Below are 26,246 nucleotides of genomic sequence, written 5' to 3'. Positions count from 1 at the left end.
GGGAAGAAAAGTGGTGCGCTGCACCTTACATCCATCGGCTGACGGTGTGGAAACCCGCTTTGCGCGGTGTTTCCTCCAAGGTCTGCTCTGCTATGGGTTTCGATCTTCCATCACGAGAAACGCGCCCGACAGGATGTTTGAGCATCTGATGCTCAAAAGAGGCCAGACGGTTTCGCAGAAGGCCACGTAGCCGATCAAAGCAGCATAGAATAGCGATACATAGAAAAACTGAGCGATGAAATTCGAGTCAGATATTTTGGCGATGCGGGTAAAGCGGGCTTAGTAAAGGATCGCGATCAGGCCCGAGAAAAGGAGAACTTGCGCCTTCAGCCATCCTTGGACCAATGGTCAGGTCGACAGCATGAACCACACGATCAAGAATGTCGCCCTGAATTGTTTCCAAGACGAAAGCCAGATTAGTTGGGTACGCACCTTGCCGACTTCATGGCAGCCTACATCTTCATCCGCCGGCTCAAGACCCCCAGCGGTCTCGCGCCCTACGAGAACATCTGCAGAATCTGGACTTCAGAACTAGATCGATTCATGGTCAATCCGATCCAAAGAACGCCGTGGCCAAAGAACGCCGTGGCCAAATACCTAGTTTGCACAAAATGGCTATAGACAAAGCGGAGATACTGCGCACGGGATCTGAAGAAGGCGTGTCTATGACAAGAACTGCAACGCGTTGCGGCTTGGTTTTTGTCTAGGCACAAACGTCAAGATTTCATACCTTGATAGTTGGCCTTGAAACATAACCTCTTAGGTATCACTTTAAATAGAAACACGACCACTTGAGGGATGCAGTAATGAGTGCCAATTTTGGTATCGGATACGGATACAACGTAGCAATAGAGAAGCTGGCCGATGAGTTGGCAGTTCCCCAAAACCGTTTTGATCAGGCTGAGCGGAGATATAAAGACCTCGGCGAATTCTTGCACCGTGATGAATCTAGTGTCCGTAAATTTGATCCTGAGGTCTACATACAAGGCTCTTTCGCTCTCGGAACGCCAATCAAGCCCGCGTCGACGGATGAGGATTACGATCTCGACATCGTGGTCGCTTTCAATGCACTGACGAAAAAGCACATCAGCCAAGCTGATCTACGCAGTCTGTTAAGGGATGAATTGAGAGCGTATCGACAGGCCCGCGGAATTCAAAATCCGGTTGGAGAGTCCAGGCGCTGTTGTACGCTTGTCTATGCTGATGGCGCGCAATTCCACATGGATGTCCTGCCTGCCCTACCAAACGAGGGGAACATGCGCATGGTCCTCGCATCTTTCCGTGCTGACGAGTCGCTTGCCGACGGTGCAATCGCAATTACGGACAACGAAGAGATCGAGACATATCATATCATTACTGACGACTGGCCGGGAAGTAACCCACGTGGCTTCGCGACTTGGTTCAAGTCACGTCAGCTGGAGCAGTTGAACGAACGTCGTCGCGCTTATTTGAACGAGCGGGGTAACGTGACGGCCAGTGTGGAAGATGTCCCTGCTTTCCGGGTCCGAACGCCCCTACAATCTGCCATTATGATTTTAAAGAGGCACCGAGACGAATGGTTCGCCGAGCAAGATGACCCGGACCTGAAGGTCATCAGCGTGATCCTTACGACGCTCTCCTCACATGCCTACGATGGTGAAGCACGCGTATCTGATGCGATTGCAAAAATCCTGAAAGACATGCACCTCAAAATCGAAAATCGGCAGGGCATTCATTGGATTGCCAACCCGACAGATCCATCTGAGAATTTTGCCGACCGCTGGGAAACGCACCCTGAACGTGGCGATGCATTTTTTGAATGGCTTGATGCTGCACGCAATCACTTTGGGGCCGTGCAGGGGTTCAGTGATGCCAATACGGTTTTTAACGAATTGGCGCGAGATCTCGGTGACCAAGTCATCACGGCAGCCCGATCAAGGCTCTCTACGCACGCGGGACCCAGGGCGGCGTCGGTTGCTCCGGCCGCTGCAGCCGGCGCAGCGTCACCTGGTCTGGTGTTTGGTGATGAGCCGCGTAGGCCGACGGAGCCAAAAGGTTTCGGTTAATGGGCGAGACGCCTTTAGAGGGGAGGTTGATAGAAGAATGTGAGGCGCTATCCGAGTTGGCGTCTAGCGTGACTTGGCTTCAAGACGCTGCCTTCACTCAAGGCAGCAATGGTCTGCTGACTTGGTCATTCACGTTAGTGACCCCTGACAGATCCATTCCTCTTCAACTGGTTTTTCCGGCTCTTTTCCCGGATTTGCCGCCCTTCGTGCTTCCGGCGGACGACACGGTCCGGCTGTCGCAGCATCAGTACGGAACCGGGGGTGAATTATGCCTTCAGTATAGGCCGGACAACTGGCACCCCGATTGCAGGAGCACAGATGTGGTTCGAAGCGCCAAGGTGCTTCTTGATGCTACGCCTGCGACCGAATTGCGATCTGAAGTCGAAAGTGATCATCCTGCTGACTTCGCTTTCCTGCTTTCGATCTATCCACGCAGGTTCATGCTATCGCCCGAAACTGCACGCCTTTTACGAATACGTTTGGCGGGACGTGTGACTGAATTGCGTTTGACGCTAGAGCAAAGGATCGGATCGACCGATGCAGATAATGCGCAGGTCGCTCGGGTTGCGTCCATCGGGTACGAAGCTGGACTTAGAGTCCCTGGAGATGGCCCGGGATTTGGCGGTAACGTGGTCGAAGGGGTATTATATCGACTGCCTGATATTCGTGTGCTCCCAGATCTTGCGACCCAAGAAGCAGGAGATCAACTGTATCTGCTTCTGCCTCAATGGTTGAGAGGCATGATTTCAAGGACTGCGGATATGCTGGTGGTCTTGTCGAATGGCGCGCAGGAGGTCTTGATACGTGTTCGATATCAAGGGAAAGAAAGGACGATTGACCTGTTTCGTACTTTCGAGCCACCGCGCTCCAAAGAGAGGAGGGTACAGGGACAGATGTTTCGACAATCCAGCGTCTGCATCATTGGCGCCGGCTCGCTTGGTTCAAAGGTTGCCGCAGGATTGACACGCGAAGGCGTCGGCCGGTTTGTACTGCTCGACAACGATGTACTTTGGGCCGACAATTTGGTACGCAACGAGTTGGATGAGATGGATGTCGGTCATCACAAAGCGATTTCGCTCCAGCACCGTTTGTTTCGACTTAATCCCAGAGCGCGTGTATCTGCCCTTCGGATAAGTTTGACTTCACAATCGACAGTCCAGAACATCGAGCAGCTCGGTGATATCGTTAGTTCCTGCGACCTCGTGATAGATACGACCGCGGACAGTGGCGTGTTTCGAATGGCTGCAGCTATTTGCACAAAAAGGAAAAAGCCGCTTGCGTGGGCGCGCGTCTATGCAGGCGGTATTGGAGGCCTTGTTGCTCGGAGTGTTCCGCATGAGGATCCGCCTCCTATGACCGCGGCTTCTCAGTTACGGGCGTGGTGCGACGCAAGGGGCCAGGTACCCCCGGAGGGGCGTGAGCACGACTACGGAGTGCAGGCCGATGATCAAGAGGAACCGCTAATTGCTTCGGATGGCGATGTAGGAGTCTTAGCTAACCGGCTAGTCCGTCACGCTCTTGATGCGATTTCGCCGCCAGAGAGAAGAGTTCATCCTGAGCCTGCGTACTATGTCGGGCTGCGAAAAGGTTGGATATTTGACCACCCTTTCGACACTCATCCTGTTGTTTATGGCCCGCATGATGGATGGGGGGTTGGGGGCGGCGGAGATGACGGCTCTGGTATCCAAAAAATCTTGGAATACTTAGAGATTGACAATGACGCTTAGTCTCAAGATTCCATCGCACCAGATGGCCAAGATGCGGACATGCCTTCAGAAAGGTGGTCTGCGCGAGATCGGCGGATGGCTGGTCGCAGAACAGCTTGCGCCAAGTGACTTTGAATTGGTCGGTTTCACAGTCGACCTGGAAGCTGGAACTTATGATCGCTTTGCCAGCTTGCTACGGAAGCACGACGAAAAACTCGATCAAATATTAAGTGAGAATACAAGTCGATCAGGGCGCGTCGATTATCTGGGCGAATGGCATTCGCATCCAACATTCCAACCTATTCCAAGCGATATCGATGTGGCCACAATGACAAAGATGGTCGAAGATAACGGGCCGTCTTTTGCGGTTTTGCTCATCGTGCGTCTGATGCATTCTGCGTCGATACAAGCCACTCTTACGACTTTTCAGCGTGGCCTGTCACCCAAACAGGGGCGAATGACCACCGGCCGTCAATTGGCAATTGACGGCGGCTTTCTGGTGGATGAGCCACTCGCCGGGCAGGAGAGAAAATGATGTCAAATAGAGGAAAGCAACCACGCGAGGTTACGAAGTTGTTGGTCTGGGGACGTGCTGCTGGACGATGCCAATTCAGGAACTGCCGCAAGGCTCTCGATCATGACCTGATCGCAGGCAAAGCGGAAATAAATGCTGCGTATCTGGCGCACATTATCGCTTCGTCGCCCAATGGCAAACGAGGACATCCAACAAGATCGCATGAGTTATCCGATGATGCAGCGAACATCATGTTGATGTGCGATGTACATCATCGGGCGATCGACGGCGAGGACACCTGGCAGGACTATCCCGAGGATCTTCTGTTGAAGTGGAAGAAAGACCACGAGGATTGGGTGGACCTGGTCCTATCCTCCGGACCCGAAAGCCGATCCCACATCCTGCAGTTCTCCGCACCGGTTGGACCAAATGAAACCGCCGTTGCTTTTGACGACTGCGTAGATGCCATCTTGCCGGAAAGGACGCCTGCTGAGCGCCGGCCAACCGAGATCAAGGTGAGAGGCATGCACTTTCAAGATACCGATGACACCTATTGGAGTGTGCAGCCGGAAACCCTGCGGGCCGGAATTGAACGCAGTGTGAGAGGCCGTTTCGAAAATGGTGATATTCGCCACCTGTCCGTCTTCGGCCTCGCGCCCATCCCGCTGCTGATGGAGCTTGGTCGGCTAGTCTCGGACATTTCGGATGCCGATGTCTACGAGCGTCACCGCGAACCGGTTCAATGGAAATGGCCTGAAGACGGCCCGGAGGTAGACTTCAATAGAACGAAAGGGCGTCCTGAACCGAAACACGTAGCACTGAAGCTTTCTGTGACGTCTCACATAGCCGATCATCGTATCACCGAGGTTATCGGTGAGGATGTATCAATCTGGGATATCTCGAGCGACCCGCAGACACAGGGCGTGATCCGCCACAAAAGTGATCTCAGCCGATACAGGTCCATCGTTCGAACGACTTTGGACGAGATCAAGAACGTACACGGAATGGATGTCAGCCTATCTGTCTTTCCAGCAATCCCCGTGTCTTGCGCGATTGAATTCGGCAGGGTTTGGCAACCCAAGGCTCATCCCAGTGTCGACATTTTCGACCAGGTGCGGGGTCGCGGGTTTGTCCGACGCCTGTCCTTCGACGCCTCGGCAGAAGACTAAAAACTACTCGTTTGAAAAGAAAGGGGTGGCATCGGAACAATGGGAAGACACGTCATTACGAGCGGCGATCACTCGTGTGAGATCACATTCGATCAAGCAGGCAACACCCACGTTGGGCTGGTGAAATACAGAATATTCGAAGTTGGCAAGTTGTTTGGCGCCACGACAGAGTCAATCGAAGCCCAATTTGAGTCGATCTGCGCACTTGTCGAAGACGGTGCAATGATCCGCCAGGGCACGATTATGACCGGTTACCACAATAGAGCCTTCCAAGGAGATGTTCTGCTTCTGGATGGTGAGATCTTGGGAGAATGGTTATCTGACGATGAAGAATGGTGCTACTTTACTGTATCCGATGCGTCATCAGTTGCCTTCAGTGCGCCATCGCCGTGGATGCTGCAGGACGCCATCGCAGATTGGCTGAATGCGAAAATGATCAAGTAACAGCTTTAGTTACAATCGCTGGAATATTCCTGAGTCCCCGTGTATTTCTGCTGAACATAGCAAGAACAAGAAACACAATGTCGAGCAAGAAGATCCGCCCACCGGAAGAGATGACCAGCGCGTCAGAAGGTTACCGAAACGCCGTCGATGCCGCGGTGTCAGCGGTGCCTGCTGTTGGTGGGCCGCTTGCGACGCTGGGGCGCCATGTCCTTCCGTCCGAACGGGACAAGAAGACAGCTGAGTGGCACTGTGATGTGTCAAAAGAGCTGAATGAGCACAGCGACCGCCTTGAAGAGCAGACCAGGCGCCACCTTGCGCTTGAAGGCCGGACGACCGGTCGATTGGACGATGTCACGTCCAGATTGGATATCGTAGAGCAAAAGACTCCGCAAAAAACTGTCCGTTCTGATTTCAGCGACATTGCCCTCAAGCCCGGACGTCGTCTTATCGAACAACGTCAATATGTAACTGCGCTTGGCGTCCTTGAAGACCTTGAAAGAGACGGCCCGTCGGTTGACGAGGAGCCGCAGTGGCACGCGAAGATCACCTCGCTCAAAGGAACGTGCCAATTGAACCTGGGGGAGGAAGAGCAGGCCGGCGCGCTATTTCTGAAAGCCTACGACCTTGATCCGCAATCCGATAAAATTCGGAGCAATGCCGTGGCAGGCTTCCTGTTCAGGGGTGATCTTGAACAGGCGGTGCAATTGGCACAGGCGCTGCTCAACGAAGAACCCGATGTGGCGAGCCATTGGTTGAACTTCGTTCAGGCCAACGGAGCGATCGGAGCAGACCTTTCTTACCTTGACGAGGTGCCTCCCGCCGTCCGTCATGATCAGGACGTCATGCTCACGACGGTCAATGTCCTCCGGGCCCGAGATGACATTCGTTGGCGTGCGAAGGCACGGGATGCGCTTGCGGAACATCCTGACGCACGGGCTGCCCGTCGATACGCATCTGAAGCGGCGCTAGACGAGATTGTGGAGATTGTGGTCTCGCAGACATCCACTGTGGCGGAGGTTGCATCTGCTCGGGCGCGCGCCCGCACAGCGGCAGAGGATCTGTCCTACCTCTGGACGACCCTACTCGAAACCGAGGTTCCAGCCCGACGGACCCATCTCTCACTCCTGCAGAACGCCGTGACGGGATACCGTATTTCGGGCGACTCTGAGCGGGCCATGGACCTTATCGAAACAGCGATCGACGATCTCATTGAAGATGAAGTCAGTCGGACGATCGTCGCCGCGGTCGCGCTTGACGTCGGTCGAGATGATGTTCTCGAAAGAATCTCTGAGATGCCTTTCAAGGATCGGGCAATCATGTTGCTGGAGTGGGCCGTTCGCAAGAGAGACTGGAACAAGGCGGTCTCTGTCGTTGAGACCCACGCAGAAGACCTTGACCATCCGGGCGAAATTCCATCAGAGCAGTTGCTGGACGTCTTGAGGGCGATCTCAGAAAACGAAGCGGACAGCGGCGCGTCCCTCGTGGCACTTGCCAACAATTCTGAGGATCCCGCAACACTTTTGACGATCAGCCGCCTGGCGCGTCGGGCAGAAATTGATGCCCCTGTTGAAATTGCTCTCAGGCGCGCGATCGAAGCGGACGATGGGAACAGTCGCCTCTTTCGCCTTAATTTGGCGGAAGAAGCCGCACGCCTCGACTGGCAGGACGATGTCATCGACTTGCTTCAGGATCATGTGGACCCGACCATAGCCGGACCGGAGCGTTTCCGCCTTGCCGTCGCGCATGCCCGGGTCTCCAAGCCTCGCCAATCGGGTGAGGCGTTTTTTAGAGAGGTTCGCCCACATGCCGACGGAGATGCAGACCTCCAGAAAGCCGGAGGTCATTTCATGATGGCGCTCGGGAAGCCAAGGGAGGCGGTTCCATGGTTCCGGCGGTCCTTGGTCTTGGAACCCAATCAAGCGCATACGCTGCTCGCGCTCTGGCAGGCGCTCGGACGCTCCAATCAAAAAAGGCCGGCGGACAAGCTTCTCGATGACGTTGTGGTCGAAGACCTGCTTGGACAGCCTTCGGATTTCCGTCCCCGCACTGGACAATTCACTGCGCGGTAAGACCCTTCGGCAGTGGCAAGAAGAATGCCAGCTGAGGCGTGCGGAGGCTGCCCTCGACCGCCAGCGCCGCAGTGGCGCGCGTGACGAGGCACAGCGGCGTCGAGCGGAACTCGTCGGCAAGATCATGCGTGGCAACGACATGGGCATGACTGGCTACACCCAAACCGAGTTGGATCGTGCGAGCCTCGAGCTGTCTTTCGGGAAGGGGTCGAACGAGGAACCCTTCATTGGGCGGGATGAATATGAAGATCCGGTCAACGGGGGCTTCGAGACGACTGCCGATGACATTCATGATGAAGAAGAGCCGGCGCAGGATGATGCCACAGAGGACGAACACGGGGTCAACGCGGAGGTTCTCCCGGACGAACCCGGAAGCCTTGATCGTTTCCGGACCAGCAAGAAATTTTCTCGGTAGATGTAAGGGGAGGGATCGCCATGCCAACGACAATCGATGTTGCTAAATTCAACGCACTGAAAAGCAAGGCTCGATCAAAGGTCGACCTTGAAAGCCAGTTCTTCGAGACGGAGGATTTCAAGCATCTCAAAGACCGTGTCTTCACGGCTTTGATCGACCGGGAAGAGGGCCTCAGCCGTGGAAACACCGAAGTGCGCGGCGCGGCCCTGATCGGCCCCCCAGGGATCGGCAAGACCCGCATGGTCAAGCGGATCGCATCTGAATTCAAGGAAATCGTCGATGCGACCGGTGGGCTTCAGTATGGCTCTCTGATCTGGAGTGTTACGGTGCCAAGTCGGGCGACTGTGAAAGAGACCTGCGAACTGATCCTGCATGATCTGGGCTATCCGATCTCCGCGCGCCGTGACGAGGGCTACCTCATTAGTCTTGTCGTAAACAGGCTTCAGCAAAAGGGAATTGCCGCACTTCATCTCGACGAAGTTCAGGACAGCGGTCGGTACGTGACAAGCGACAGCATGAAGCACTTTACCGGTAGGTTCCGCAATTTCATGCAAAATAGGTCCTGGCCGATTTGCGTCATCATCACCGGCACGATGGAGGCGAAAACAATCATCAATCAGGATAAGGCACTTCAGCGCCGGCTCAAGCCGATCGAAGTTCTCCCGATGACCTTCAGCAAAGATGGCCCATTGATCAAACGCTCCATCAAGGAACTTCTGGAAAGTGCAGGGTTGGAAGATGGTGGCTTGCTGGATGAAAGTGAATTCATCAAGATCCTGATGCATGCATCGGCACAGCGTTTCGGCATGGCGATCGAAATGTTCATCGGCGCAACTGGCATTGCAAAGAAGTCCAACGGTCGAAAGCTCACGATCGAACATTTCGCAGAAGATTATTTTGAACGGATGAACTGCGACGATGCAGTGAATCCGTTCCTTAGCCATGAGTGGCGGAGCATCGACACGACGGTCGCGATGGACAGACATATCAAAGAATCGAGGCGGACCCGAAGGAAACCTCGGAAGAGATAAGCTGCCAAGGTAAGGAAATCCAAGCCGCTCAGGAATGAGCGGCTTTTTTCATGGAAAAATTGCAGAAATCGAACGGGCTATAGCTGTCGAAAGACGGAAATTGTGTGTCGCGAGGACGAAAAAGAGAATGTCGCAACGGAAATATTATTATTGTATTACAAAGGGGTGTTATTTTTTAGGAACGGACTTTAGATGTCGAACGTCACATGCCTTGCGCGGCCGCCGGGCGTTTCATGCGCGGGGCCGAGCCGCCAAGATCGGCAATCGAGCCGCGCCCTGCAGGGCCGTTAGGCCATCAAGGCCCGTCCGACCGGGTCGGCCGCGAACCACCCCCCGAATCGCCCGCGCCCGCGCGGCATTTTGCCCGCAGGCCAGGTGCACTATAGCCCGGGGACGGCAAAATCACGCGCAGAAACAGGGATTTGGCCGTCAGTTAACCGTTAAAATGTCGGCTTTGGAGTGTTCACCCGTCCGTGATGTGCCTATAGTGCCTGACTATCGGGTGCGCCCGGTATACACCGAAGATCAATGGGGATGATCTATGATACGCTCCGAGCTGATCCAAAAGCTGTCCGAAGAAAACCCGCACCTGTACCAGCGGGACGTGGAACGCATCGTCAACGCGATTTTCGAGGAAATCATTGATGCGCTGGCCGATGGAAACCGGGTGGAACTGCGCGGATTTGGCGCCTTTTCCGTCAAAAAACGCGACGCCCGCGTGGGGCGCAACCCGCGCACCGGCGAAAGCGTGTCGGTCGATGAAAAGCATGTGCCTTTCTTCAAGGCCGGGAAACTGTTACGCGATCGTTTGAACGGTCACGACGGGTGACCGCCTGACCCTGGGTGCAAGAACCACGGGTCGGGAGCGATCAGGGGGTATGAGATGGCAATCTTTCGGTATCTGAAAATCCTGTTTCTGGTGGTGGTGGCACTTGCGCTTGTGCTTCTGTTCTTCGCGAACAACGCGCCGGTGACCTTGCATCTGATGCCGGATGAGCTGGCCGCTGCCGTTGGTCTGCGCAACGAATACACCACGTCGCTGTTTTTCGTGGTCGTGGCGGCCCTTCTGGTCGGCATAATCGTCGGCTTCATCTGGGAATGGCTGCGCGAGTATCGTTACCGCGCCGAGGCCAAGACGCAACGCCGCGAGGCGCAGCGCCTGAACCAGGAAGTCGCGCAGATGAAGGGGCGCACGTCCGACAGCGACGATGATGTTCTCGCCATTCTTGACCAGGCCGACACCGCGCGCTGAGCCATGGCTGACATCGCCATCAAGTTCTGCGGCCTGAGCCGCCCTTCTGACGTGGCCGCCGCGGTGGCCGCAGGAGCGCGATACGTGGGGTTCGTGTTCTTCGAGAAATCGCCGCGCAACGTGTCGCTCGCCACCGCACGGGCGCTGGCCCTCGACGTGCCGCCGGGCATAGCCAAGGTCGCGCTGACGGTGAACGCGGACGACGCGTTCCTCGATGAGCTCACCGGTCGTGTGCCGCTTGATATGCTGCAACTTCACGGGTCTGAAACGCCGGAGCGCGTGGCGCAGGTGCGGGCGCGGTATGGTTTGCCGGTCATGAAAGCCATCGGCATCCGCGTGGCCGCCGACCTGCCCGCGATCGACGTCTATTCAGAGGTCGCCGATCAACTTCTGATCGACGCAAAGCCACCGAAGGGCGCGGACCTGCCGGGCGGAAACGGGGCGGCGTTCGACTGGGACCTGCTGAAGGCGCGGAAATACTGGACCGTGCCATGGATGCTGGCCGGAGGTTTGACGCCCGACAACGTGGCTCAGGCCACGGCGCAGACGGGCGCGCGGCAGGTTGACCTCAGCTCCGGCGTTGAAAGCGCGCCTGGCGTGAAGGATGGCGCCTTGATGCAGGCTTTTGCGGAGGCGTTGCAGGGCTGAGGGATTTCGCCGCGTTTTGCGGGCCGACCGACTGGGGGTCTTGCCCCCCGGGCCCCCCAAGGTATTTAGGACCAATGGAAGACAGGGTGCGCGGTTTGAGCCGATTGGAGCGATTATGCCGGACGATCTTTTGAACAGTTTCATGACCGGTCCCGACGACAAGGGGCGGTTCGGAGATTTTGGCGGGCGGTTTGTGTCAGAGACCTTGATGCCGCTGATCCTTGAGTTGGAGCGGCAATATGAGCACGCGAAGACCGACGACAGTTTCTGGGCCGAGATGCATGATCTGTGGACCCACTATGTGGGCCGCCCGTCGCCGTTGTATTTCGCGGAGCGGCTGACCGAGCGGTTGGGCGGCGCGAAGATATACCTCAAGCGCGACGAGCTGAACCACACCGGCGCGCACAAGATCAACAACGTGCTGGGGCAGATCATCCTGGCGCGACGCATGGGCAAGACGCGGATCATCGCAGAGACCGGCGCGGGCCAACACGGCGTGGCGACGGCGACGGTTTGCGCGAAGTTCGGCCTGAAATGCGTGGTGTACATGGGGGCGACCGATGTTGAACGGCAGGCACCCAACGTCTTCCGAATGAAGCTTTTGGGGGCCGAAGTGATCCCGGTGACCTCCGGGCGGGGCACGTTGAAAGACGCGATGAACGACGCGCTGCGCGATTGGGTGACCAATGTGCGTGACACGTTTTACTGCATTGGCACGGTCGCGGGGCCGCATCCCTACCCGGCGATGGTGCGCGATTTTCAGGCGATCATCGGCAAGGAAACCAAGGAACAGATGATGGCCGCCGAAGGGCGCCTGCCCGATACGATCATCGCCGCAATCGGTGGCGGCTCAAACGCGATGGGTCTGTTCTTTCCGTTTCTCGATGACACGGATGTGAACATCATCGGGGTCGAGGCCGGGGGGCACGGTGTGAACGAGAAGATGGAGCATTGCGCGTCCCTGACCGGTGGGCGGCCCGGTGTGTTGCATGGCAACCGGACGTACCTGTTGCAGGATGATGATGGCCAGATTCTGGAAGGCCATTCGATCAGCGCGGGCCTGGATTATCCCGGGATCGGGCCGGAGCACGCGTGGCTGCACGAGATCGGGCGGGCGCAATATGTGTCGATCACCGACACCGAGGCGCTGGAGGCGTTCCAACTGTCGTGCGAGACCGAGGGCATCATCCCCGCGCTGGAGCCGTCGCACGCACTGGCCCATGTGTGCAAGATCGCGCCGGAATTGCCGAAGGACCACCTGCTGGTGATGAACATGTGCGGGCGCGGCGACAAGGATATCTTCACCGTCGCGCGCGCGCTCGGCTGGGATATGACCGGGGCGTGACAGCAGCCTGAAATCGGCTAAACCAACAGAATAAGGCGTCTAAACGTAAGGTTTAGGCGCTTTTTTCTTGGGTTTATGGCGCCCGATCTAAACCCCGTGCCAATATCGGTCGGCACCGGGATCGGTCAGGTCTTTTGGCAGGCGATGCCACGGGGGCAGCGCCATCACACAGCAAAGAGAACCGCACCATGTCCAAGACACTCAAACTGATGACCGTCTCCGCCGCCGCCCTTATCGCGGGGGCCGCCCATGCCCAATCCATTCCGCAGAGCGTGATCGACGCGGTCGTTGCCGATCTCAGCGCGCAGGGATTCACCCGGATCGAGATCGATGTCGAACGCAACCGACTTGACGTCGATGCCTATGGCGCGAACATCGAAGGCGATTTCTACTACACCAGGGCCGGCGAGCTTATTTCCGCCGATATCGACGAGGGGAGTTCCGGGCAGTCCGTCGCCGGCATTGGTGTTGATTATGACGACGATGATGATGACGACGACGATGATTATGACGACCGCGATGATGACCGAGACGACGACGACGATTACGACGACCGCGATGACGATGACGATGATGACTATGACGGTGGTGACGATTACGACGGCGGCGACGACGATGACGACGACGAGGATTACGACGACGATTGATCCGGCTTGCCCCGGTTTCGATCAGCCCAGAGGCCAGTGCAGCCCGCCGGTTTTCACACCGGCGGGCCCGTAGCGGGAGAGACCCATATGACCCGATCCAGACGCCAATTCCTTCTGGCCCTCGCCGCCGGGGCAGCCAGTTCTGCGGCGGGCGGTGCGATGGCGCAAAGCTCGCCCACCGATCAGGTTGTCGCGCAGGTCCGCGCGCAGGGCTTCGAGGTCGAGCGGGTCACCCGAACGCTACTGGGCCGCGTGCGCGTGGTGGCGCGGCGCGGTGCGCAGATGCGCGAAGTGGTGTTCGATCCGCGCAATGGCGCGATCCTTCGGGATTATTCATGGACGCAATCGCCGTTGGGTGAAGGCGATGGTGGCACGCGCCCCGGCCAATCGGCGGGTGACCCGGACGGCGGAGCGGGGGACGATGATGACGATGATGACGATGACGATCACGGCGGAGTTGGTGGCGCCGGGAACGACGACGACGACGATGATGACGGCGGGGATGACGACGACGGCGATGATGGTGGTGACGACGGCGGTGATGATGACGGCGGGGACGGCGATGATGACGATTGATCGCGTCCGGCGTCGGAGGTTTTCATGCTGAACCGGCCGTGGGTCTTTGCCGCGATCCTTATGGTTCAGGCGGCTTGCGCGATCTTTTTCGTGGCCGAGATCATGTTGGGCGTACTTGGTATCCCGTGGGCGCCGATCCCATGGACCTACCACGAGTTGATCGAGATCGGGGCGGCCTTGGGCCTTGTGATCGGGGTGGTATTGGGGGCGGCCTTGTTGCGCGCGGCAATCCGGCGGACGCGGCGGGCTGAGGCCGCGCTGCGGCTGGCATCGGGGGCGTTCATGGATCTCGTGGAGGAACGCTTTGAAGAATGGGGCCTCACACCGGCGGAAAAGGACGTCGCGCTTTTCGCGCTCAAGGGGCTCTCACTGTCGGAGATTGCCGATATGCGCCAGACATCGGCGGGCACGGTCAAGGCGCAGACGAATGCCATCTACCGCAAGGCGGGCGTGTCGGGGCGACCGCAATTGCTGAGCCTGTTTGTGGAAGACCTGCTGATCGAGTCGCGGGTGCCGGAGGCGGCGTGATCAATGTTCTTCGCGCGCGGCGTGGGCTTCGAGCATTTCCAGCGGAATGATCTCCAACGCACGCTTGTGGGTCGCGGCCAGATTGACCAACGGCGCCGCGCCCTCTTCGGCGGCCTGTAGCCAGCGGCTTGCGCAAACGCACCACCCGTCACCGGGTTTGAGGCCGGGAAATTGGTACTGCGGGCGCGGCGTGGAAAGATCGTTGCCGACGTATTTCGAGAAGGCGAGGAATTCCTTCGTCATCACGCAGCACACGGTGTGCGCGCCGTGATCTTCGGCACATGTTTCGCACGATCCGTCCCGGTAGAATCCGGTCATTGGATCGGTTGAACAGGTCTGGAGTGCCTCACCGAATACGTTGAGGGAGTCAGCTTTCTTGAAGCCCATGGTCTGGTGCCTCCTGCGGTCTACAGGCGGTCGTTCATCGCTGGGGTAGCGGAAATTGTGGTGTAGGTGAAGCCTCTTGGCGCCAATCAATCCAGGCGCCGTGAAAATCGACCCGCGCCAGGTGGTGTTGCGTGGGCGGGCCGCCGCGCCACAACGTTGCCATCAATCCCGCGCCGGGGCTGGCGTCGTCGGCCTCCATCGCAAGGTGGAGCAGGGGGGTGTGTGCATCCGCCCGTGCGCCGGTTGCGTTGAGCGTGTCGGCGACGGCTGTCCGTGTGTGTTCGGGGAAATACTGCGCGGCGATGGTGGAATAGACGACGTGCAGACCGCGCCAGGGCCGGGCCAGGCGCCGTGCCAGCCACGGCGCGGCATCCCCGGCCTCGACCCGCGTCCGGGCCAGATCCATGGCGGCGCGGGTGCGGGTAAGCCGGTCGGTCTGGTCGGGCCAGAGATAGGCCAGCAGGCGCAATTGATCGGTCGGATTGTGCGGATCCAGCGGTGTCAGATCGACGCCGGCGCGGTCGGTGACATGGATCGGGGCGGGCGGCGGTGGGGCCGCGCCGCGCCACGTCGGCGCAAGGCGCACGGGGCTGTCTGCGGGGCCATGCCATGCGTCGTCCGCGCACAGCGCGAAGCGGTCCATCGAGAGGTTCAGCCCGGCGCTCGCCCCAAGCTCGGACAGGGTCACGGGCAGGCGCCCGACCTGCCCGAGCGCCCACCAGATCCCCGCGAGGATCGCCGCTGAACGGCGCACTTCGTTGGTCTGCGGAGGGCGGTCGAGCCATGCCATGATCCGCGCCTCATGGGTGATCAGCGCCGCGTTGACGGCCTCCCATAGGACCGCATCGGACACGTCATGGGGCGGGTAGGCGGCCAGCAAGCCGGGGTCCGTGCGATCAAGGACCAGCCCGTGCAGCGCACCGGCGAGGCGCAGCGGCACGGATTGGCCTGCCGCGCTCACGTCACCTGGCCACGCAAGACACCGCGCACCGACGGTCGTGGCTTCGGTGAGCCGCGCCCCGATCAAAGGCATCAGGCGGGCCATGAACGGGGAGCCGAGCTGCCTGGTGACGATGCCCTGCCGGGCGAAGGCGTCGCGCAGTCGGGTGCTCACCGGAACTTGTCCACCAGCTTTTGCAGCGGGTTGCGGGTGTCTTCGCGAGCGTCTGGCGGCGCGACGCCTGGGGTCTGCTCGGCGGTGGTCTTCTTGGGCGCCGAGGTCGAGGAGCGCGGCGGGGCCACGCGCAGGGCGACGGCGTTGAGGAACTTGCCGCCATCACCGCGGGCCAGCTCGGGCGCGCCGTCGGAGATGCCGCGCAGCACGTCGTCGAGCCAATCCTGATCGGCCTTGGCAAAATCGCTGAGCACATAGCCCGGCACGCGATCCTTGTGGCCGGGATGACCCACGCCAAGTCGCACGCGGTCGTAATGCGGGCCGATGTGCTGATGGATCGAGCGCAGGCCGTTGTGCCCGGCATGGCCCCCGCCCGCCTTCACCCGGACCTTGGCAGGCGCGAGGTCAATCTCGTCATGGAAAACGGTGATGTCGGTAGGCTCAAGCTTGTAGAAGCGCATCGCCTCGCCCACCGATTGGCCGGAGAGGTTCATGAAGGTTTCCGGCTTGAGCAGCATGACCTTTTCGGAGCCGAATTTGCCCTCGCTCAGGCTGCCTTGAAACTTGGCGCGGAACGGCGCGAAGCCGTGATCATCGGCAATGCGGTCCAGCGCCATCCAACCGATGTTGTGGCGGTTCTTGGCGTATTTCGGGCCCGGATTGCCCAGGCCGACCCAGAGTTGCATGGCGGCGCCCCTTCACGTTTGCGCCCTTGTGATATGGGGCGGCGTTGGGTTTGCCAAGCGGCAGGCGGCGTGGCACGCTCGCCGCGCCCCCAATGCTTGGAGTTTTGCCTGTGACCGACCTTCCCCAGACGATGCGCGCGCTGGTCCTGCACGAGGCCGGAGGGGGATTGCGGCTGGAGGACGTGGCCTGCCCCGTGCCGACACCCGGCGAGGTTCTGGTGCGGGTCGCGGCGTCGCCCATCAACCCTTCCGATCTGGCGATGTTGGAGGGGGAATACGGCCTTGGCTGGCCCTATCCGCTGATCCCCGGCCTTGAAGGCGCGGGGCAGGTCGTGGCGGCGGGCGCGGGGTTTCTGGCGGGGCGGTTGCGCGACAAGCGCGTGGCCATGGCGGCGGCGAAACAGGGGCTTTGGGCGGAGTATGCCGTGGTGCCGGCGACGCAATGCGTGCCGTTGCCCGACAGCCTGCCGTTCGGCGCGGGCGCGAGCAGTTTCGTCAATCCGCTGACGGCGATCGCGCTGGTGGCGGAGGTGCGGCGGGCCAAGCAGAATTGCGCGATTTCGACGGCCGCGGGCGGGGCGCTTGGCGCGATGATCCGAAAACGCGCGGCGGACAAGGGCGTGACCATCATCAACGTGGTCCGCAAAGAAGCGACGGTGGCGGCATTGACCGCCGAAGGTGCGCGGTATGTCTTGAACGAAACCGCGCCGGATTTTGACGAGACGCTGAAGGCGCTGTGCAAGGAATTGCGGTGCCGGATGGCGTTTGACGCTGTGGGCGGGTCGATGACATTCCGGCTGACCGAGGCGCTGCGCGGGCAGGGACAGATCCTGATCTATGGGGGGCTTTCGGGCAAAGCGGCGTCGGTGCATCCGGGCACGATGATCTTCAAGGGCTTGCAGATAAAGGGCTTTTGGTTGTCGAAATGGCTGGCGCAAAAAACCTGCCGCAGATGCTTTTGCTGACGCGCGATGTGACGTCCAACCTGCGGGGCGGGTTTGCGGAAACGAAAGTGGCACGTGTGGCGGCATTGCAGGACGCGGTGGACGCGCCGGGCCTCTACGCGGCGGACATGAGCGCGGGCAAGACATTGATTTCGACGGGGGCGTTCGACCTTGGGGTGTGAGGCGACATCGGGCCGATGGCAGAGCCGGAGGGCGGGGGCATGACGGAGGCGGAGCGGATCTATCGCATCAACGGGGTTGAGTTGGCCCTGCCGGAGACTTTGACGAGCAAGGGCATCGCCGCAAAGCTGAGCGATGGCACCTATGAGGCCGACGAAGCGCGTGTCGTGGATCGCTGTGTACGGCCCGGATTTCGGGTCTTGGAGCTGGGCGCCGGGATCGGATACGTCGGCACGCTGGCCGCGCGGAAGACCGAGCCGGAAAATGTCCTGTCCGTGGAGGCCAACCCCGCGCTTCTTCCGGTGATCGCGGCCAACCATGCGCGCAATGGCGTGCGGGGGATCAGCGTGCTGCATGCTGCAGTCGTGGGCCATGCGCCGGACGGCGCGACAGCTGATTTTCACCAATCGCCAGGTTTCACGGGCTCACGCCTCGGCGCGCCGGGCGGATCGCAGGTGGAGGTGCCGTTGGTCGGATTTCACGAGCTGCTGCGCGCGCACCGGCCCCATGTTGTCCTGATGGATGTGGAAGGGGCGGAGGCGCACCTATTTGACCAGGCGTGGAAATGTCCGCTGAGGTTCTGCGTGATGGAGATCCACCCCAAGCGCTACAGTCCAGAGGTCATCAAGAAGATCGTGGACCGGATGAGTGCGATGGACATGACCTATGATCCGGTCACATCGCGGGGCAAGATCCTTGGCTTTCGCAGGGTGTGGTCGGAGGGGGCCTAAGCGCGTTCCACCAGCCCTGAAAAACACCCATGGCCCGCGTTATGGGCGTGGATGTAGCGGATCGCGGGGTGTTCGAACATATCGTTGATGGCGGCGGCGGCGACACGGCCTTCGACCACGCGCCCTTCGGCGATCATGTCCGAAGCGTCAAACCCCCGCAGCGACAGAAGCCGGTGGACCATGACCGGCGGGATTTCGTCGATGGCATCATAGGGCACGGTCGCGCCCTCTTTGACGAAGATTGCGTGGGTGCCGTGATAGGGGGACCGGGCCGTTTGATAGGTGTGGTTGAGCAGGATCATCGCATCGCCCGGTTCGGCGTCACGCATGGTGATGCGGTCGGGCAGGGCGTTCGGGCGATCCGCGATGTGGCGTTTGGCGCCGTGGTTGGCGAGCTCGGCGTCAGGCAGGCCGTAGAGATGAGTGAAGGGGTGGGCTTCAAGCCCGCGGATGCGAAAGGACATGCGGTATCTCCGTGGTGAACATGGGCAGACGATGCCGCGAGCCGGGCCGGTGAGGCGACCCGGAACCTGCCCAAACGAAAAGCGCCGCCCGGACCCGGACGGCGCTTTGCAATGTCGTGAGTTGCGAAGGGTTTACTCTTCGCTGACTTCGGTGGCCGGAACCTCGTCGGCGGCGACCTCTTCTTCACCTTCGTCGTCATCGGCTGCACCGCCCAGACCTTTCGGCGGAGAGATGTTCGCGATGACGAAGTCGCGGTCGATGGTCGCCTTGGCGCCATCGGGCAGGGTGACCGACGAGATGGTGATCGTATCGCCAATCTCCAGACCCGCGATGTCGATGGTGATCTGCTCGGGGATGTCGCCTGCGGTCACGCGCAGCTCGACTTCCGGGCGCACCATGGTGAGCGAGCCGCCCTGCTTGATGCCGGGGCATTCTTCTTCGCCGATCACGTCGACCGGAATGAAGAGGCTGACCTTCGAGGTGCGGCGCAGGCGCATGAAATCGACATGCGTGGGCAGATCCTTGACAACGTCGCGCTGCACATTGCGGCAGATCACGCGGACGTCTTCCTGACCCTCGACCTTGAGGTTGAACAGCGTCGACAGGAAGCGACCCGCCTTGAGGTTCTTGAAAAGGACGTTGAAGGGGATCTGGATCGGCAGCGGGTCATCGCCGCCACCATATACGATACCGGGCACTTTGCCTTCACGGCGTGCTTGACGAGCGGCCCCCTTGCCTGTCCCCGTCCGTGCCTCAGCGATAAGATCTGGAGTCTTACCAGCCATTGCTATTCTCCTAATTGTGGGCCGCCTCCAAGGGTGTCGGCCCGTGATATGAAGACGCGCGTATAGGCGAGGTTGGGCGGTTTGAAAAGACCCCACTTGCGGGGGGCGTGGGTCCGTGCGACGGCTTCGCGCATGAGTGTTCTGCCCGCCCTTTCGATCTCGCGCCGTGCCATGTTGGGTTTCGTGGCAATGGGTTTGTTCTGGGGCAGTTTCGCGGCCCATGTGCCGGTGTTGAAGGACCAGATCGGCGCCGATGACGCGTTGTTCGGGTTGGTCTTGTTGGGCAGCCCGATCGGCCTGTTGCTGACGATGTGGCTGGCTCCGGCGTTTGACCGCAGGCTGCAGGCCTGGTCATTGCCGGTCTCGGCGGTGTTGCTGGCGTTGGCCTATCTGATCCCGGGTGTGGTGACGACGCCGGTCGTCTTCTTCAGTGCAATGGTGGCATTGGGGCTGACCTCGGGGGTCCTTGATATCGTGTCGAACGCGCGGGTGTCCGAGTTGGAGACCGAGACGGGCAAACCCCTGATGAACGCCAACCACGGCATGTTTTCAGTGGCTTATGCCCTGAGCGCCATCGCCACGGGCTTCACGCGAGAGGCGGGCATCGCGCCGGTCACAGTCTTCGCCACGCTGAGCGTGTTGGTTATCGCAAGCGCGTGGTTCATGCGGATGGAGGTGCATCCGGTGGACGAGGATGAAAGGCGCAGCGTGCATCTGCCCATGGTCATCGTGCTGCTGTGCGGGGGCATCGTCTTGACCGCGTTTTTCGTGGAGGCGGTGGTGGAATCCTGGTCGGCGCTGCACATCGAAAGGACCCTTGGCGGCAACCCTGCGGAAGGGGCGTTGGGCCCGGCCATCCTTGGCCTGACCATGGCGGCGGGACGGTTTTCGGGGCAGGCCGTATCGGGGCGCGTGACGGACCGGACGATCATCGCATGGGGGTCGGGCATTGCCTGCATCGGCGCCCTGATTGCCGCGCTGGCACCGACGCCTGTGGTGGCCTACGTGGGCTTCGGCCTCATGGGACTGGGTGTGTCGGTCGTAGGCCCGCTGGCGCTGGCGCTGGTGGGGCGATTGGTGCCGCGCGCGCACCGGGCGACGGCTGTGGCCCGGGTCAACGTGATCGGCTTCGCCGCGTTTTTCCTTGCCCCCATGGTGATGGGTTTTGTGTCGGACAGCTTCGGCCTGCGCGTGGCCTTTGCCGTGGTGGCGGTGCTTGCGCTGGCATCCCCGTTCATGGTGCAGGCGTTGCAGCGCCGCTAGGCGGGCTGCACCCAATGATCGTGGAAGTCTTTTGGCACCAAGAGGTTATGGTATCCCAGATCCGCGATACTGCGTTCCCCGCAAAGGCCCATGGAGGTGTCGAGTTCCTTGTGGATAACCTCAAGCGCCCGCGTCACACCGGCTTGTCCCATGGCGCCGAGGCCGTAGACGAAGGCGCGGCCGATCATCGTGCCTTGCGCACCGAGGGCCATGGCCTTGAGCACGTCCTGACCCGAGCGGATGCCGCTGTCGAGATGGACCTCCATCTTGTCGCCGACCACATCCATGATGCGGGGCAACATGCGGATCGAGGACAGCGCGCCGTCAAGCTGCCGACCGCCGTGATTTGACACGACAATCGCATCGGCACCGACGTTAAGTGCTTGTTTTGCATCCTCTTCATCAAGAATGCCCTTGAGGATCACGGGGCCGTCCCACCAGCTGCGGAACTCCTTGATGCGTTCCCAGTTAAGGCTTGGATCGAAGGCCTCGGCGGTCCAGGACGACAGCGATCCGGGGTCTGTCACACCGTCGGCGTGGCCCACGATATTGCCGAAAAAGCGCCGCTTGGTCCCGAGCATCTCAAGGCCCCAGGGCACCTTCGTCATCATGTTGGCGATGGATTTCGGCGTCAGTTTTGGCGGCGCGGAGAGGCCGTTCTTGATGTCCTTGTGGCGCTGACCCATGATCTGCAGGTCGACGGTGATCACCAAAGCAGAGCATTTCGCATCCTGCGCGCGGGCGAAAAGACGCTTCATGAAATCATCATCCTTGAGCGTGTACACCTGAAACCAGAAGGGTTTTTGCGTGTGCTCGGCGACGTCTTCGATGGAGCAAATCGACATTGTAGACAGAGTGAAGGGCACGCCGAAGCGCTCGGCGGCGCGGGCGGCTTTGATCTCTCCGTCGGCGCATTGCATGCCGGTGAGGCCGACGGGCGCGAGAGCCACGGGCATGGAGACATCCTGGCCCAACATCCGCGTCGCGGTGGAGCGGCCCGCCATATCCTTGGCGATGCGCTGTCGCAGGCGTATCAAGCCGAAATCGCTGACGTTTTCGCGGAAGGTCTGCTCGGTCCATGACCCGGATTCGGCGTAATCGTAGAACATCTTGGGCACGCGGCGTTTGTAGATACGCTTGAGGTCCTCGATCTCGGTGATGACTGGCATTTTTGACCGCTCCGCAATGTGGTAAGAAATCCTTACCAATGATGGTGCGGCGAGTCTATGGGCTAGACGCTTGCCCCCGAGCGGGCGGCATTGACCCAAGCGATGGGCACAACTCGCCAGCTCTTTTTTCCCATCACGAAGACATCGAAATCCTGGGCACCTTCCAGGCGATAGCCCGCGATTTTGGCGGCGTCTTCAAAGCGGGACAGGGCGTCCTTGGCTTTGACGTTGATGAGGTTCTCATCGAATTGTGCGCGGACTTTGTTTTTCGCGGTGATCCTGAAGGCGCGGGGGCCGCGCGGCCCTTGGATCAAGGCGATGGTCTCGATATCGGCCCAATCGAAGGTGAATTCCCGGTCTGTGCGAAAATACGCCCGAATGTGGAGTATGAAGCCGGTTTGGTGAAACCGGATATCGACCCCGACCCGCTGAGGCGAGAGGAGCAGATAGGCGGCGACGGCGGCGAACAGGAGGCCCGTGGCAGCGATCAGGTAAACAACGGGATGCCAATAGAGAATGCTGGCGAGGCCACCGTGCTTGAGGTGAATATACGCCACATATGCCGGGACGAGCGCAAAAACGAGCAAGCCGATCGCGGGGGGAATGTTGAGACCCAGGCGGGGATGGATATCTTGTGGCACCGGCGCGCGCTTCCTTGGATTTTGGGAAGGAAGCGTGAGGGCGGCGGTAATTCTATGGGCGTTTTGCGGCAAAACGGGGGAGTGTCACCCCCGATGCGCTCCGTTGGCCAAGGTTTTCACCAAGGCCAGCACGTCCTCGGTGGGTTCTCCGGCGGCGATCTTGGCGACGATGGCAGTGCCTACGACGCAGCTTTCGGCGATTGCAGCGATGGACGCCGACGCCGCCATAGGCCCAACCCGGCGATCCCGGCCAGCAACAGCGGCAGGGATGCGGGCAGCGGGATGACCGCGGGCGGGGCATCCGCGCCGATGGTCAGATCGTCGATGGTGATCCGCAGGTTGCGCGCGCCGGGTTGCGAGTAGTGGATGGCGCCGTAGCCGATGGCCGTATCGCTGCGCAGGCCGATGAACTGGTCGGCAAAATCGTTGCGGTTGGCCCCGACACGGACCGATCCAAGGGGCGCGTTGTTGATGTCGAAGACTTCGAGGACGGCATCGAAGATGTAGTTGAAGTCGTCATTGCCGAAGAACATGCCGACCTCAAAGACCGGCTGCGCAATGTTGAAAGAGAATCGCATCGGCGCATCGCGGCGCCGTTCGGTTGCCACGATCCCACCCGAGGAGGTGACGCCACGCGTGACAAAGCGCGCAAGGAAGCGCTGTGCAGTGGGATTGATCGTGATTTCCGACGTGTTCAGCGTGGTTTCGAAATCATTGCTGTAGATCGCGGCGGAGCGGAAGTCGGAGAATGAGTTGAGGGGGGTCACGGTCGCGGCCTGCGCGGCGACGCCAAGCCATGTCGCGCCGATCGCAAGCGCAAGTTTTGTGTTCCAGAGTTTCATATGCGTCCCTTACCCCGTCGAGTGTGCCAAGGCAGTGAGCAGCATTGGACCGGGCTAAAGGGTTAAAATTGTGGCGAAACCGCGACGTTTGCGGGTCAGGCCCGATGCGCGCCGTCTGCGAGGCTTTTGACGAAGGCCAGCACCTCGTCCAGCGGTTTGCCATCGGCGATTTCCGACACGATGGCCGAGCCCACAACGCAGCCATCGGCAACAGCGGCGATGGATTGCGCGACTTCGGGCGTGCGGATGCCGAAGCCCACGATGACGGGCAGGTCGGTCTTGGCCTTGATGCGCGCTACCTCGGGGCCGACGTCACTGGCCTCGGCCGCGGCGGCGCCGGTGATGCCGGTGATCGAAACGTAGTAAACAAAGCCCGACGTATTTGTCAGAACCGCCGGCAGGCGTGCGTCATCGGTGGTGGGCGTTGCGAGGCGGATGAAATTGAGGCCCGCGGCCTGCGCGGGGATGCACAGCTCATCATCCTCTTCAGGGGGCAGGTCGACGACGATGAGCCCGTCGATGCCCGCCTCGCGCGCGTCGGTCAGGAAGTTTTCAACACCCCGCGAGTAGATCGGGTTGTAATAGCCCATGAGGACGATCGGTGTTGTCGGATCTTCGGCACGGAACGCACGGACCATCTGCAGGGTCTTGTCGAGTGTCATGCCAGCTTCTAGCGCGCGTTGCCCGGCGAGTTGGATGGTGGAGCCGTCGGCCATTGGGTCGGTGAACGGCAGGCCCAGTTCGATGATGTCGACGCCCGCGCTCGGCAGGCCCTTCAAGATGGCCAGTGCGGTGTCATAATCGGGATCGCCCGCCATGATGTAGGAGACGAAGGCCTTCTTTCCGTCAGCGGCAAGGCGGGCGAAGGTGTCGTCGATCCGGGTATTGGGGCGGGTCATGGGGGGCTCCGTGTTTGTCGGGCACCGTTTGCGGCAAGGGCGGGCGGAAATCAAGCGGGCGGGGAAAGGTGGTCCTGTTTTCCCGCGCGGGCCAGATGTGGGGGGTGGACCCGGGGGCGCCGCGTGCCCACATAGGGGTCATGAACTATTTGCTCGCCATCTTGCTGCCGCCCCTGTCGATCTTTTTGGCCGGGCGCGTGATCCTTGGGATCGTGATCGCGCCGATCTGGATCCTCGCCCTGATTTTTTCGGGCGGGCTGACGCATCCGATGTTCGTTCTGTTGGCGTGGTTCGTGATTTTCGAGCGCCGCAACGCGCATCTGCGGGACTGAGCCCACAGAGGCGTTGCAAGGCCGGGTCAGGGCGCGGTCAGGCGCCAGAACCGCAGCGGCAACATGATGGCCGCGACCGCCAACCCCAGCAGATAGCCCGCCCAGACCCCCGCCGCGCCAAAATCGAGGACGAAGCCGAAGAGGTAGCTGGCCGGAAGCGCCAGTGGCCAATAGGCGATGAGCGTCAGGAGCGAGGGCCAGGTGTTGTCGGACATCCCGCGCAAGGCGCCGAGCGAGACGCCCTGCACCCCATCGGCGATCTGCAAAAGGGCCACCAGCAGAAACAGTAGCGTCGCCAGCGCGATCACCGCCGGGTCATCGGACATCAGCGTCGCAAGCCAGTTGCCGCCGATCACGAACACGGCGGCGGCCAGCGCCTGCCACAGGATCACCAGGCCGAAGGAGGCCTTCAGGATCGGGCGCAGGCGGGCGGTGCGAGCGGAGCCCACGGCCTGTCCCACGCGGATCGAGGCGGCCCCGGCCATGCCGAGCGGGATCATGTAGGCTACGCCAGCGAGCGCATTGACGATCTGATGCGCGGCGAGTGCCTCGGCCCCGAGCCAGCCCATCATGACGCCGACAATCGCATAGGCCCCGCCTTCGCCCGCGTAGCCGATGCACAGCGGCAGGCCCTGTTTGAACTGGTTGCGGACGTCGGACCACGCGACCACGACGCGTTGGCGGTAGGGCGCCATCGATGGCGCTTTCCACAGCACGAGGGCGGCGGTCATAAGGGAACAGGATTGCGAGAGGACAGAGGCGAGCCCCGCGCCCAGGAGGCCCCAATCGAAGATGTGGATAAAGGTGTAATTGGCGGGGATGTTCACAAGCACGCCGATGTAGCTGAGCGCGACCGCGACCCAGGGGCGGTCGATAGCATCCCAGAGCGATTTTAGGCCGAAAAACAACGTGAACGGCACAATCCAGAGCGCCATGGAGGCCCAGTACGGCAGCAGGATGGCCAGGACTTCGGGCGGTTGGCCGAGAGGGCCGAGTGTGGGGTACAGTGCAAGCATGATCAGCGTCGCGCCGCCGCCGCCGAGCGCGCAGAGCAGCAGGCCGGAGCGCAGGGCCACGGCCACGCGGGCGGGATCGCGGGCGCCGTCGGCCTGACTGATCTGCACCGAGATGACGGTGATCAGGCCCCAGAGCGCGGAGATCAGGATGATCAGGACGGCGGTTGTGATGCCGGCCGCGGCCAGCGGCACGGTGCCGAGCGGCGAGATCATCACAGTGTCGATGACCCCGATCAGAAGGGCAGCGGCGAGGCCTGCCATGAGGGGCACGGAAAGGCGCACAAGGGGCCGGATTTCGGCGCGCGTGGTGGCGTCGGGGAGAATGGTTTGGTCAGTCATGGGTCACCTGCCGGAGCGGTCCGGCGTGGGGGCGGCGCGGCTTGTGCACGCGTACACAAAGGCG

Annotated in this window: 30 protein-coding genes; 19 read left to right on the top strand and 11 right to left on the bottom strand. The window is 60.5% G+C overall.

The window, feature by feature from the left end; genetic code table 11:
* The first annotated feature begins 806 nt into the window (after nucleotides 1-806).
* From V8J83_RS09745 to V8J83_RS09720, 6 genes are all read left to right on the top strand, one after another.
* On the top strand, nucleotides 807-2,045 hold the full coding sequence (locus tag V8J83_RS09745; RefSeq protein ID WP_339985883.1) for a nucleotidyltransferase domain-containing protein: 1,239 nt from the start codon (nucleotides 807-809) through the stop codon (nucleotides 2,043-2,045).
* The gene (locus V8J83_RS09740) at nucleotides 2,045-3,772 is read left to right on the top strand and encodes a ThiF family adenylyltransferase (RefSeq protein WP_339985881.1); all 1,728 of its coding nucleotides are present in this window, start codon (nucleotides 2,045-2,047) and stop codon (nucleotides 3,770-3,772) included. The genes V8J83_RS09745 and V8J83_RS09740 overlap by 1 nt, the downstream gene beginning before the upstream one ends.
* Nucleotides 3,762-4,286 carry a Mov34/MPN/PAD-1 family protein gene (locus V8J83_RS09735; RefSeq protein ID WP_339985879.1) on the top strand — a complete coding sequence of 175 codons (525 nt, stop codon included), beginning with the start codon at nucleotides 3,762-3,764 and terminating at the stop codon, nucleotides 4,284-4,286. Before V8J83_RS09740 ends, V8J83_RS09735 begins: the two co-directional genes overlap by 11 nt.
* A complete protein-coding gene (locus V8J83_RS09730) occupies nucleotides 4,286-5,434 on the top strand; it encodes an SAVED domain-containing protein (RefSeq protein WP_339985877.1) in 1,149 nt (382 codons plus the stop codon). The genes V8J83_RS09735 and V8J83_RS09730 overlap by 1 nt, the downstream gene beginning before the upstream one ends.
* A 39-nt stretch (nucleotides 5,435-5,473) precedes the next feature.
* Complete coding sequence (locus V8J83_RS09725; RefSeq protein ID WP_339985874.1) at nucleotides 5,474-5,878, top strand: hypothetical protein; 405 nt, start codon at nucleotides 5,474-5,476, stop codon at nucleotides 5,876-5,878.
* Between the two features lie 77 nt (nucleotides 5,879-5,955).
* Nucleotides 5,956-7,947, top strand: a complete 1,992-nt coding sequence (locus V8J83_RS09720; RefSeq protein WP_339985872.1) for a tetratricopeptide repeat protein — start codon at nucleotides 5,956-5,958, stop codon at nucleotides 7,945-7,947.
* On the opposite strand, the gene V8J83_RS09715 is transcribed toward V8J83_RS09720, so the two are convergent.
* Complete coding sequence (locus tag V8J83_RS09715) at nucleotides 7,934-8,389, bottom strand: hypothetical protein (protein WP_339985870.1); 456 nt, start codon at nucleotides 8,387-8,389, stop codon at nucleotides 7,934-7,936. The genes V8J83_RS09720 and V8J83_RS09715 overlap by 14 nt on opposite strands.
* On the opposite strand from V8J83_RS09715, the gene V8J83_RS09710 reads away from it, so the two are divergent.
* The 8 genes from V8J83_RS09710 (at nucleotide 8,383) to V8J83_RS09675 (ending at nucleotide 14,389) form a co-directional block, all read left to right on the top strand.
* Nucleotides 8,383-9,393 (top strand): TniB family NTP-binding protein, encoded by a 1,011-nt coding sequence (locus tag V8J83_RS09710; RefSeq protein WP_339985868.1) that lies wholly within the window; start codon nucleotides 8,383-8,385, stop codon nucleotides 9,391-9,393. The genes V8J83_RS09715 and V8J83_RS09710 overlap by 7 nt on opposite strands.
* Nucleotides 9,394-9,934: 541 nt before the next feature.
* A complete protein-coding gene (ihfB, locus tag V8J83_RS09705) occupies nucleotides 9,935-10,222 on the top strand; it encodes an integration host factor subunit beta (protein ID WP_339985866.1) in 288 nt (95 codons plus the stop codon).
* A gap of 54 nt (nucleotides 10,223-10,276) precedes the next feature.
* A complete protein-coding gene (locus tag V8J83_RS09700; RefSeq protein WP_339985863.1) occupies nucleotides 10,277-10,645 on the top strand; it encodes a LapA family protein in 369 nt (122 codons plus the stop codon).
* A gap of 3 nt (nucleotides 10,646-10,648) precedes the next feature.
* A complete protein-coding gene (locus V8J83_RS09695; protein WP_339985861.1) occupies nucleotides 10,649-11,293 on the top strand; it encodes a phosphoribosylanthranilate isomerase in 645 nt (214 codons plus the stop codon).
* 115 nt (nucleotides 11,294-11,408) lie between these two features.
* The gene (trpB, locus tag V8J83_RS09690; protein WP_339985859.1) at nucleotides 11,409-12,638 is read left to right on the top strand and encodes a tryptophan synthase subunit beta; all 1,230 of its coding nucleotides are present in this window, start codon (nucleotides 11,409-11,411) and stop codon (nucleotides 12,636-12,638) included.
* A gap of 188 nt (nucleotides 12,639-12,826) precedes the next feature.
* Nucleotides 12,827-13,285, top strand: coding sequence for a hypothetical protein (locus V8J83_RS09685; RefSeq protein WP_339985857.1), 459 nt, complete (start codon nucleotides 12,827-12,829; stop codon nucleotides 13,283-13,285).
* 87 nt (nucleotides 13,286-13,372) lie between these two features.
* A complete protein-coding gene (locus V8J83_RS09680; protein WP_339985855.1) occupies nucleotides 13,373-13,861 on the top strand; it encodes a hypothetical protein in 489 nt (162 codons plus the stop codon).
* 24 nt (nucleotides 13,862-13,885) lie between these two features.
* Nucleotides 13,886-14,389: a helix-turn-helix transcriptional regulator gene (locus tag V8J83_RS09675; RefSeq protein ID WP_339985852.1), complete on the top strand. Its 504-nt coding sequence runs from the start codon at nucleotides 13,886-13,888 to the stop codon at nucleotides 14,387-14,389.
* Here V8J83_RS09675 and V8J83_RS09670 read toward each other — a convergent pair whose 3' ends face one another.
* From V8J83_RS09670 to pth, 3 genes are read right to left on the bottom strand one after another with little or no spacing between them, the layout of a single operon-like run.
* Nucleotides 14,390-14,776, bottom strand: a complete 387-nt coding sequence (locus V8J83_RS09670; protein ID WP_339985849.1) for a DUF2237 family protein — start codon at nucleotides 14,774-14,776, stop codon at nucleotides 14,390-14,392.
* 34 nt (nucleotides 14,777-14,810) lie between these two features.
* Nucleotides 14,811-15,890: a DUF2332 domain-containing protein gene (locus V8J83_RS09665; RefSeq protein ID WP_339985846.1), complete on the bottom strand. Its 1,080-nt coding sequence runs from the start codon at nucleotides 15,888-15,890 to the stop codon at nucleotides 14,811-14,813.
* Nucleotides 15,887-16,576, bottom strand: a complete 690-nt coding sequence (gene pth, locus V8J83_RS09660) for an aminoacyl-tRNA hydrolase (RefSeq protein WP_339985844.1) — start codon at nucleotides 16,574-16,576, stop codon at nucleotides 15,887-15,889. Before pth ends, V8J83_RS09665 begins: the two co-directional genes overlap by 4 nt.
* 110 nt (nucleotides 16,577-16,686) lie before the next feature.
* Here pth and V8J83_RS09655 point away from each other — a divergent pair, with 110 nt between their 5' ends.
* Genes V8J83_RS09655 through V8J83_RS09645 form a run of 3 tightly spaced genes read left to right on the top strand, consistent with a single transcriptional unit; the run spans nucleotide 16,687 to nucleotide 18,431 of the window.
* The gene (locus V8J83_RS09655) at nucleotides 16,687-17,541 is read left to right on the top strand and encodes an alcohol dehydrogenase catalytic domain-containing protein (RefSeq protein ID WP_339985842.1); all 855 of its coding nucleotides are present in this window, start codon (nucleotides 16,687-16,689) and stop codon (nucleotides 17,539-17,541) included.
* On the top strand, nucleotides 17,529-17,702 hold the full coding sequence (locus tag V8J83_RS09650) for a hypothetical protein (protein ID WP_339985840.1): 174 nt from the start codon (nucleotides 17,529-17,531) through the stop codon (nucleotides 17,700-17,702). The genes V8J83_RS09655 and V8J83_RS09650 overlap by 13 nt, the downstream gene beginning before the upstream one ends.
* 15 nt (nucleotides 17,703-17,717) lie before the next feature.
* Nucleotides 17,718-18,431 (top strand): FkbM family methyltransferase, encoded by a 714-nt coding sequence (locus V8J83_RS09645; protein WP_339985838.1) that lies wholly within the window; start codon nucleotides 17,718-17,720, stop codon nucleotides 18,429-18,431.
* Here the strand turns inward: V8J83_RS09645 and V8J83_RS09640 are convergent.
* Both V8J83_RS09640 and V8J83_RS09635 read right to left on the bottom strand, forming a co-directional pair.
* Nucleotides 18,428-18,895, bottom strand: a complete 468-nt coding sequence (locus V8J83_RS09640) for a DUF1203 domain-containing protein (protein ID WP_339985836.1) — start codon at nucleotides 18,893-18,895, stop codon at nucleotides 18,428-18,430. The genes V8J83_RS09645 and V8J83_RS09640 overlap by 4 nt on opposite strands.
* Nucleotides 18,896-19,027: 132 nt before the next feature.
* Nucleotides 19,028-19,681 (bottom strand): 50S ribosomal protein L25/general stress protein Ctc, encoded by a 654-nt coding sequence (locus V8J83_RS09635; RefSeq protein WP_339985834.1) that lies wholly within the window; start codon nucleotides 19,679-19,681, stop codon nucleotides 19,028-19,030.
* Nucleotides 19,682-19,813: 132 nt separating this feature from the next.
* Between V8J83_RS09635 and V8J83_RS09630 the strand changes: the two genes are divergently transcribed.
* A complete protein-coding gene (locus V8J83_RS09630; RefSeq protein WP_339985832.1) occupies nucleotides 19,814-20,944 on the top strand; it encodes an MFS transporter in 1,131 nt (376 codons plus the stop codon).
* Here the strand turns inward: V8J83_RS09630 and V8J83_RS09625 are convergent.
* The 4 genes from V8J83_RS09625 to trpA form a co-directional block, all read right to left on the bottom strand.
* Entirely contained in the window at nucleotides 20,941-22,113 is a 1,173-nt protein-coding gene (locus tag V8J83_RS09625; protein ID WP_339985830.1) for an alpha-hydroxy acid oxidase, read from the bottom strand. The two genes, V8J83_RS09630 and V8J83_RS09625, sit on opposite strands and share 4 nt — an antisense overlap.
* A 62-nt stretch (nucleotides 22,114-22,175) precedes the next feature.
* Nucleotides 22,176-22,754 (bottom strand): hypothetical protein, encoded by a 579-nt coding sequence (locus tag V8J83_RS09620; RefSeq protein ID WP_339985828.1) that lies wholly within the window; start codon nucleotides 22,752-22,754, stop codon nucleotides 22,176-22,178.
* 179 nt (nucleotides 22,755-22,933) lie between these two features.
* A complete protein-coding gene (locus V8J83_RS19055) occupies nucleotides 22,934-23,596 on the bottom strand; it encodes a VPLPA-CTERM sorting domain-containing protein (RefSeq protein ID WP_439649766.1) in 663 nt (220 codons plus the stop codon).
* Between the two features lie 95 nt (nucleotides 23,597-23,691).
* The gene (gene trpA / locus V8J83_RS09605; protein WP_339985826.1) at nucleotides 23,692-24,495 is read right to left on the bottom strand and encodes a tryptophan synthase subunit alpha; all 804 of its coding nucleotides are present in this window, start codon (nucleotides 24,493-24,495) and stop codon (nucleotides 23,692-23,694) included.
* A 140-nt stretch (nucleotides 24,496-24,635) separates the two neighbouring features.
* Between trpA and V8J83_RS09600 the strand changes: the two genes are divergently transcribed.
* The gene (locus V8J83_RS09600) at nucleotides 24,636-24,827 is read left to right on the top strand and encodes a hypothetical protein (protein ID WP_339985824.1); all 192 of its coding nucleotides are present in this window, start codon (nucleotides 24,636-24,638) and stop codon (nucleotides 24,825-24,827) included.
* A 26-nt stretch (nucleotides 24,828-24,853) separates the two neighbouring features.
* Here V8J83_RS09600 and V8J83_RS09595 read toward each other — a convergent pair whose 3' ends face one another.
* Nucleotides 24,854-26,182, bottom strand: coding sequence for an MATE family efflux transporter (locus tag V8J83_RS09595; protein ID WP_339985822.1), 1,329 nt, complete (start codon nucleotides 26,180-26,182; stop codon nucleotides 24,854-24,856).
* Nucleotides 26,183-26,246: the final 64 nt, after the last annotated feature.

This window comes from Gymnodinialimonas ulvae, assembly GCF_037543845.1.
Classification (GTDB): domain Bacteria; phylum Pseudomonadota; class Alphaproteobacteria; order Rhodobacterales; family Rhodobacteraceae; genus Gymnodinialimonas; species Gymnodinialimonas ulvae.
The sequence above is the reverse complement of the archived record's forward strand: the minus strand, read 5'-3'. Positions and strand labels throughout refer to the sequence as shown.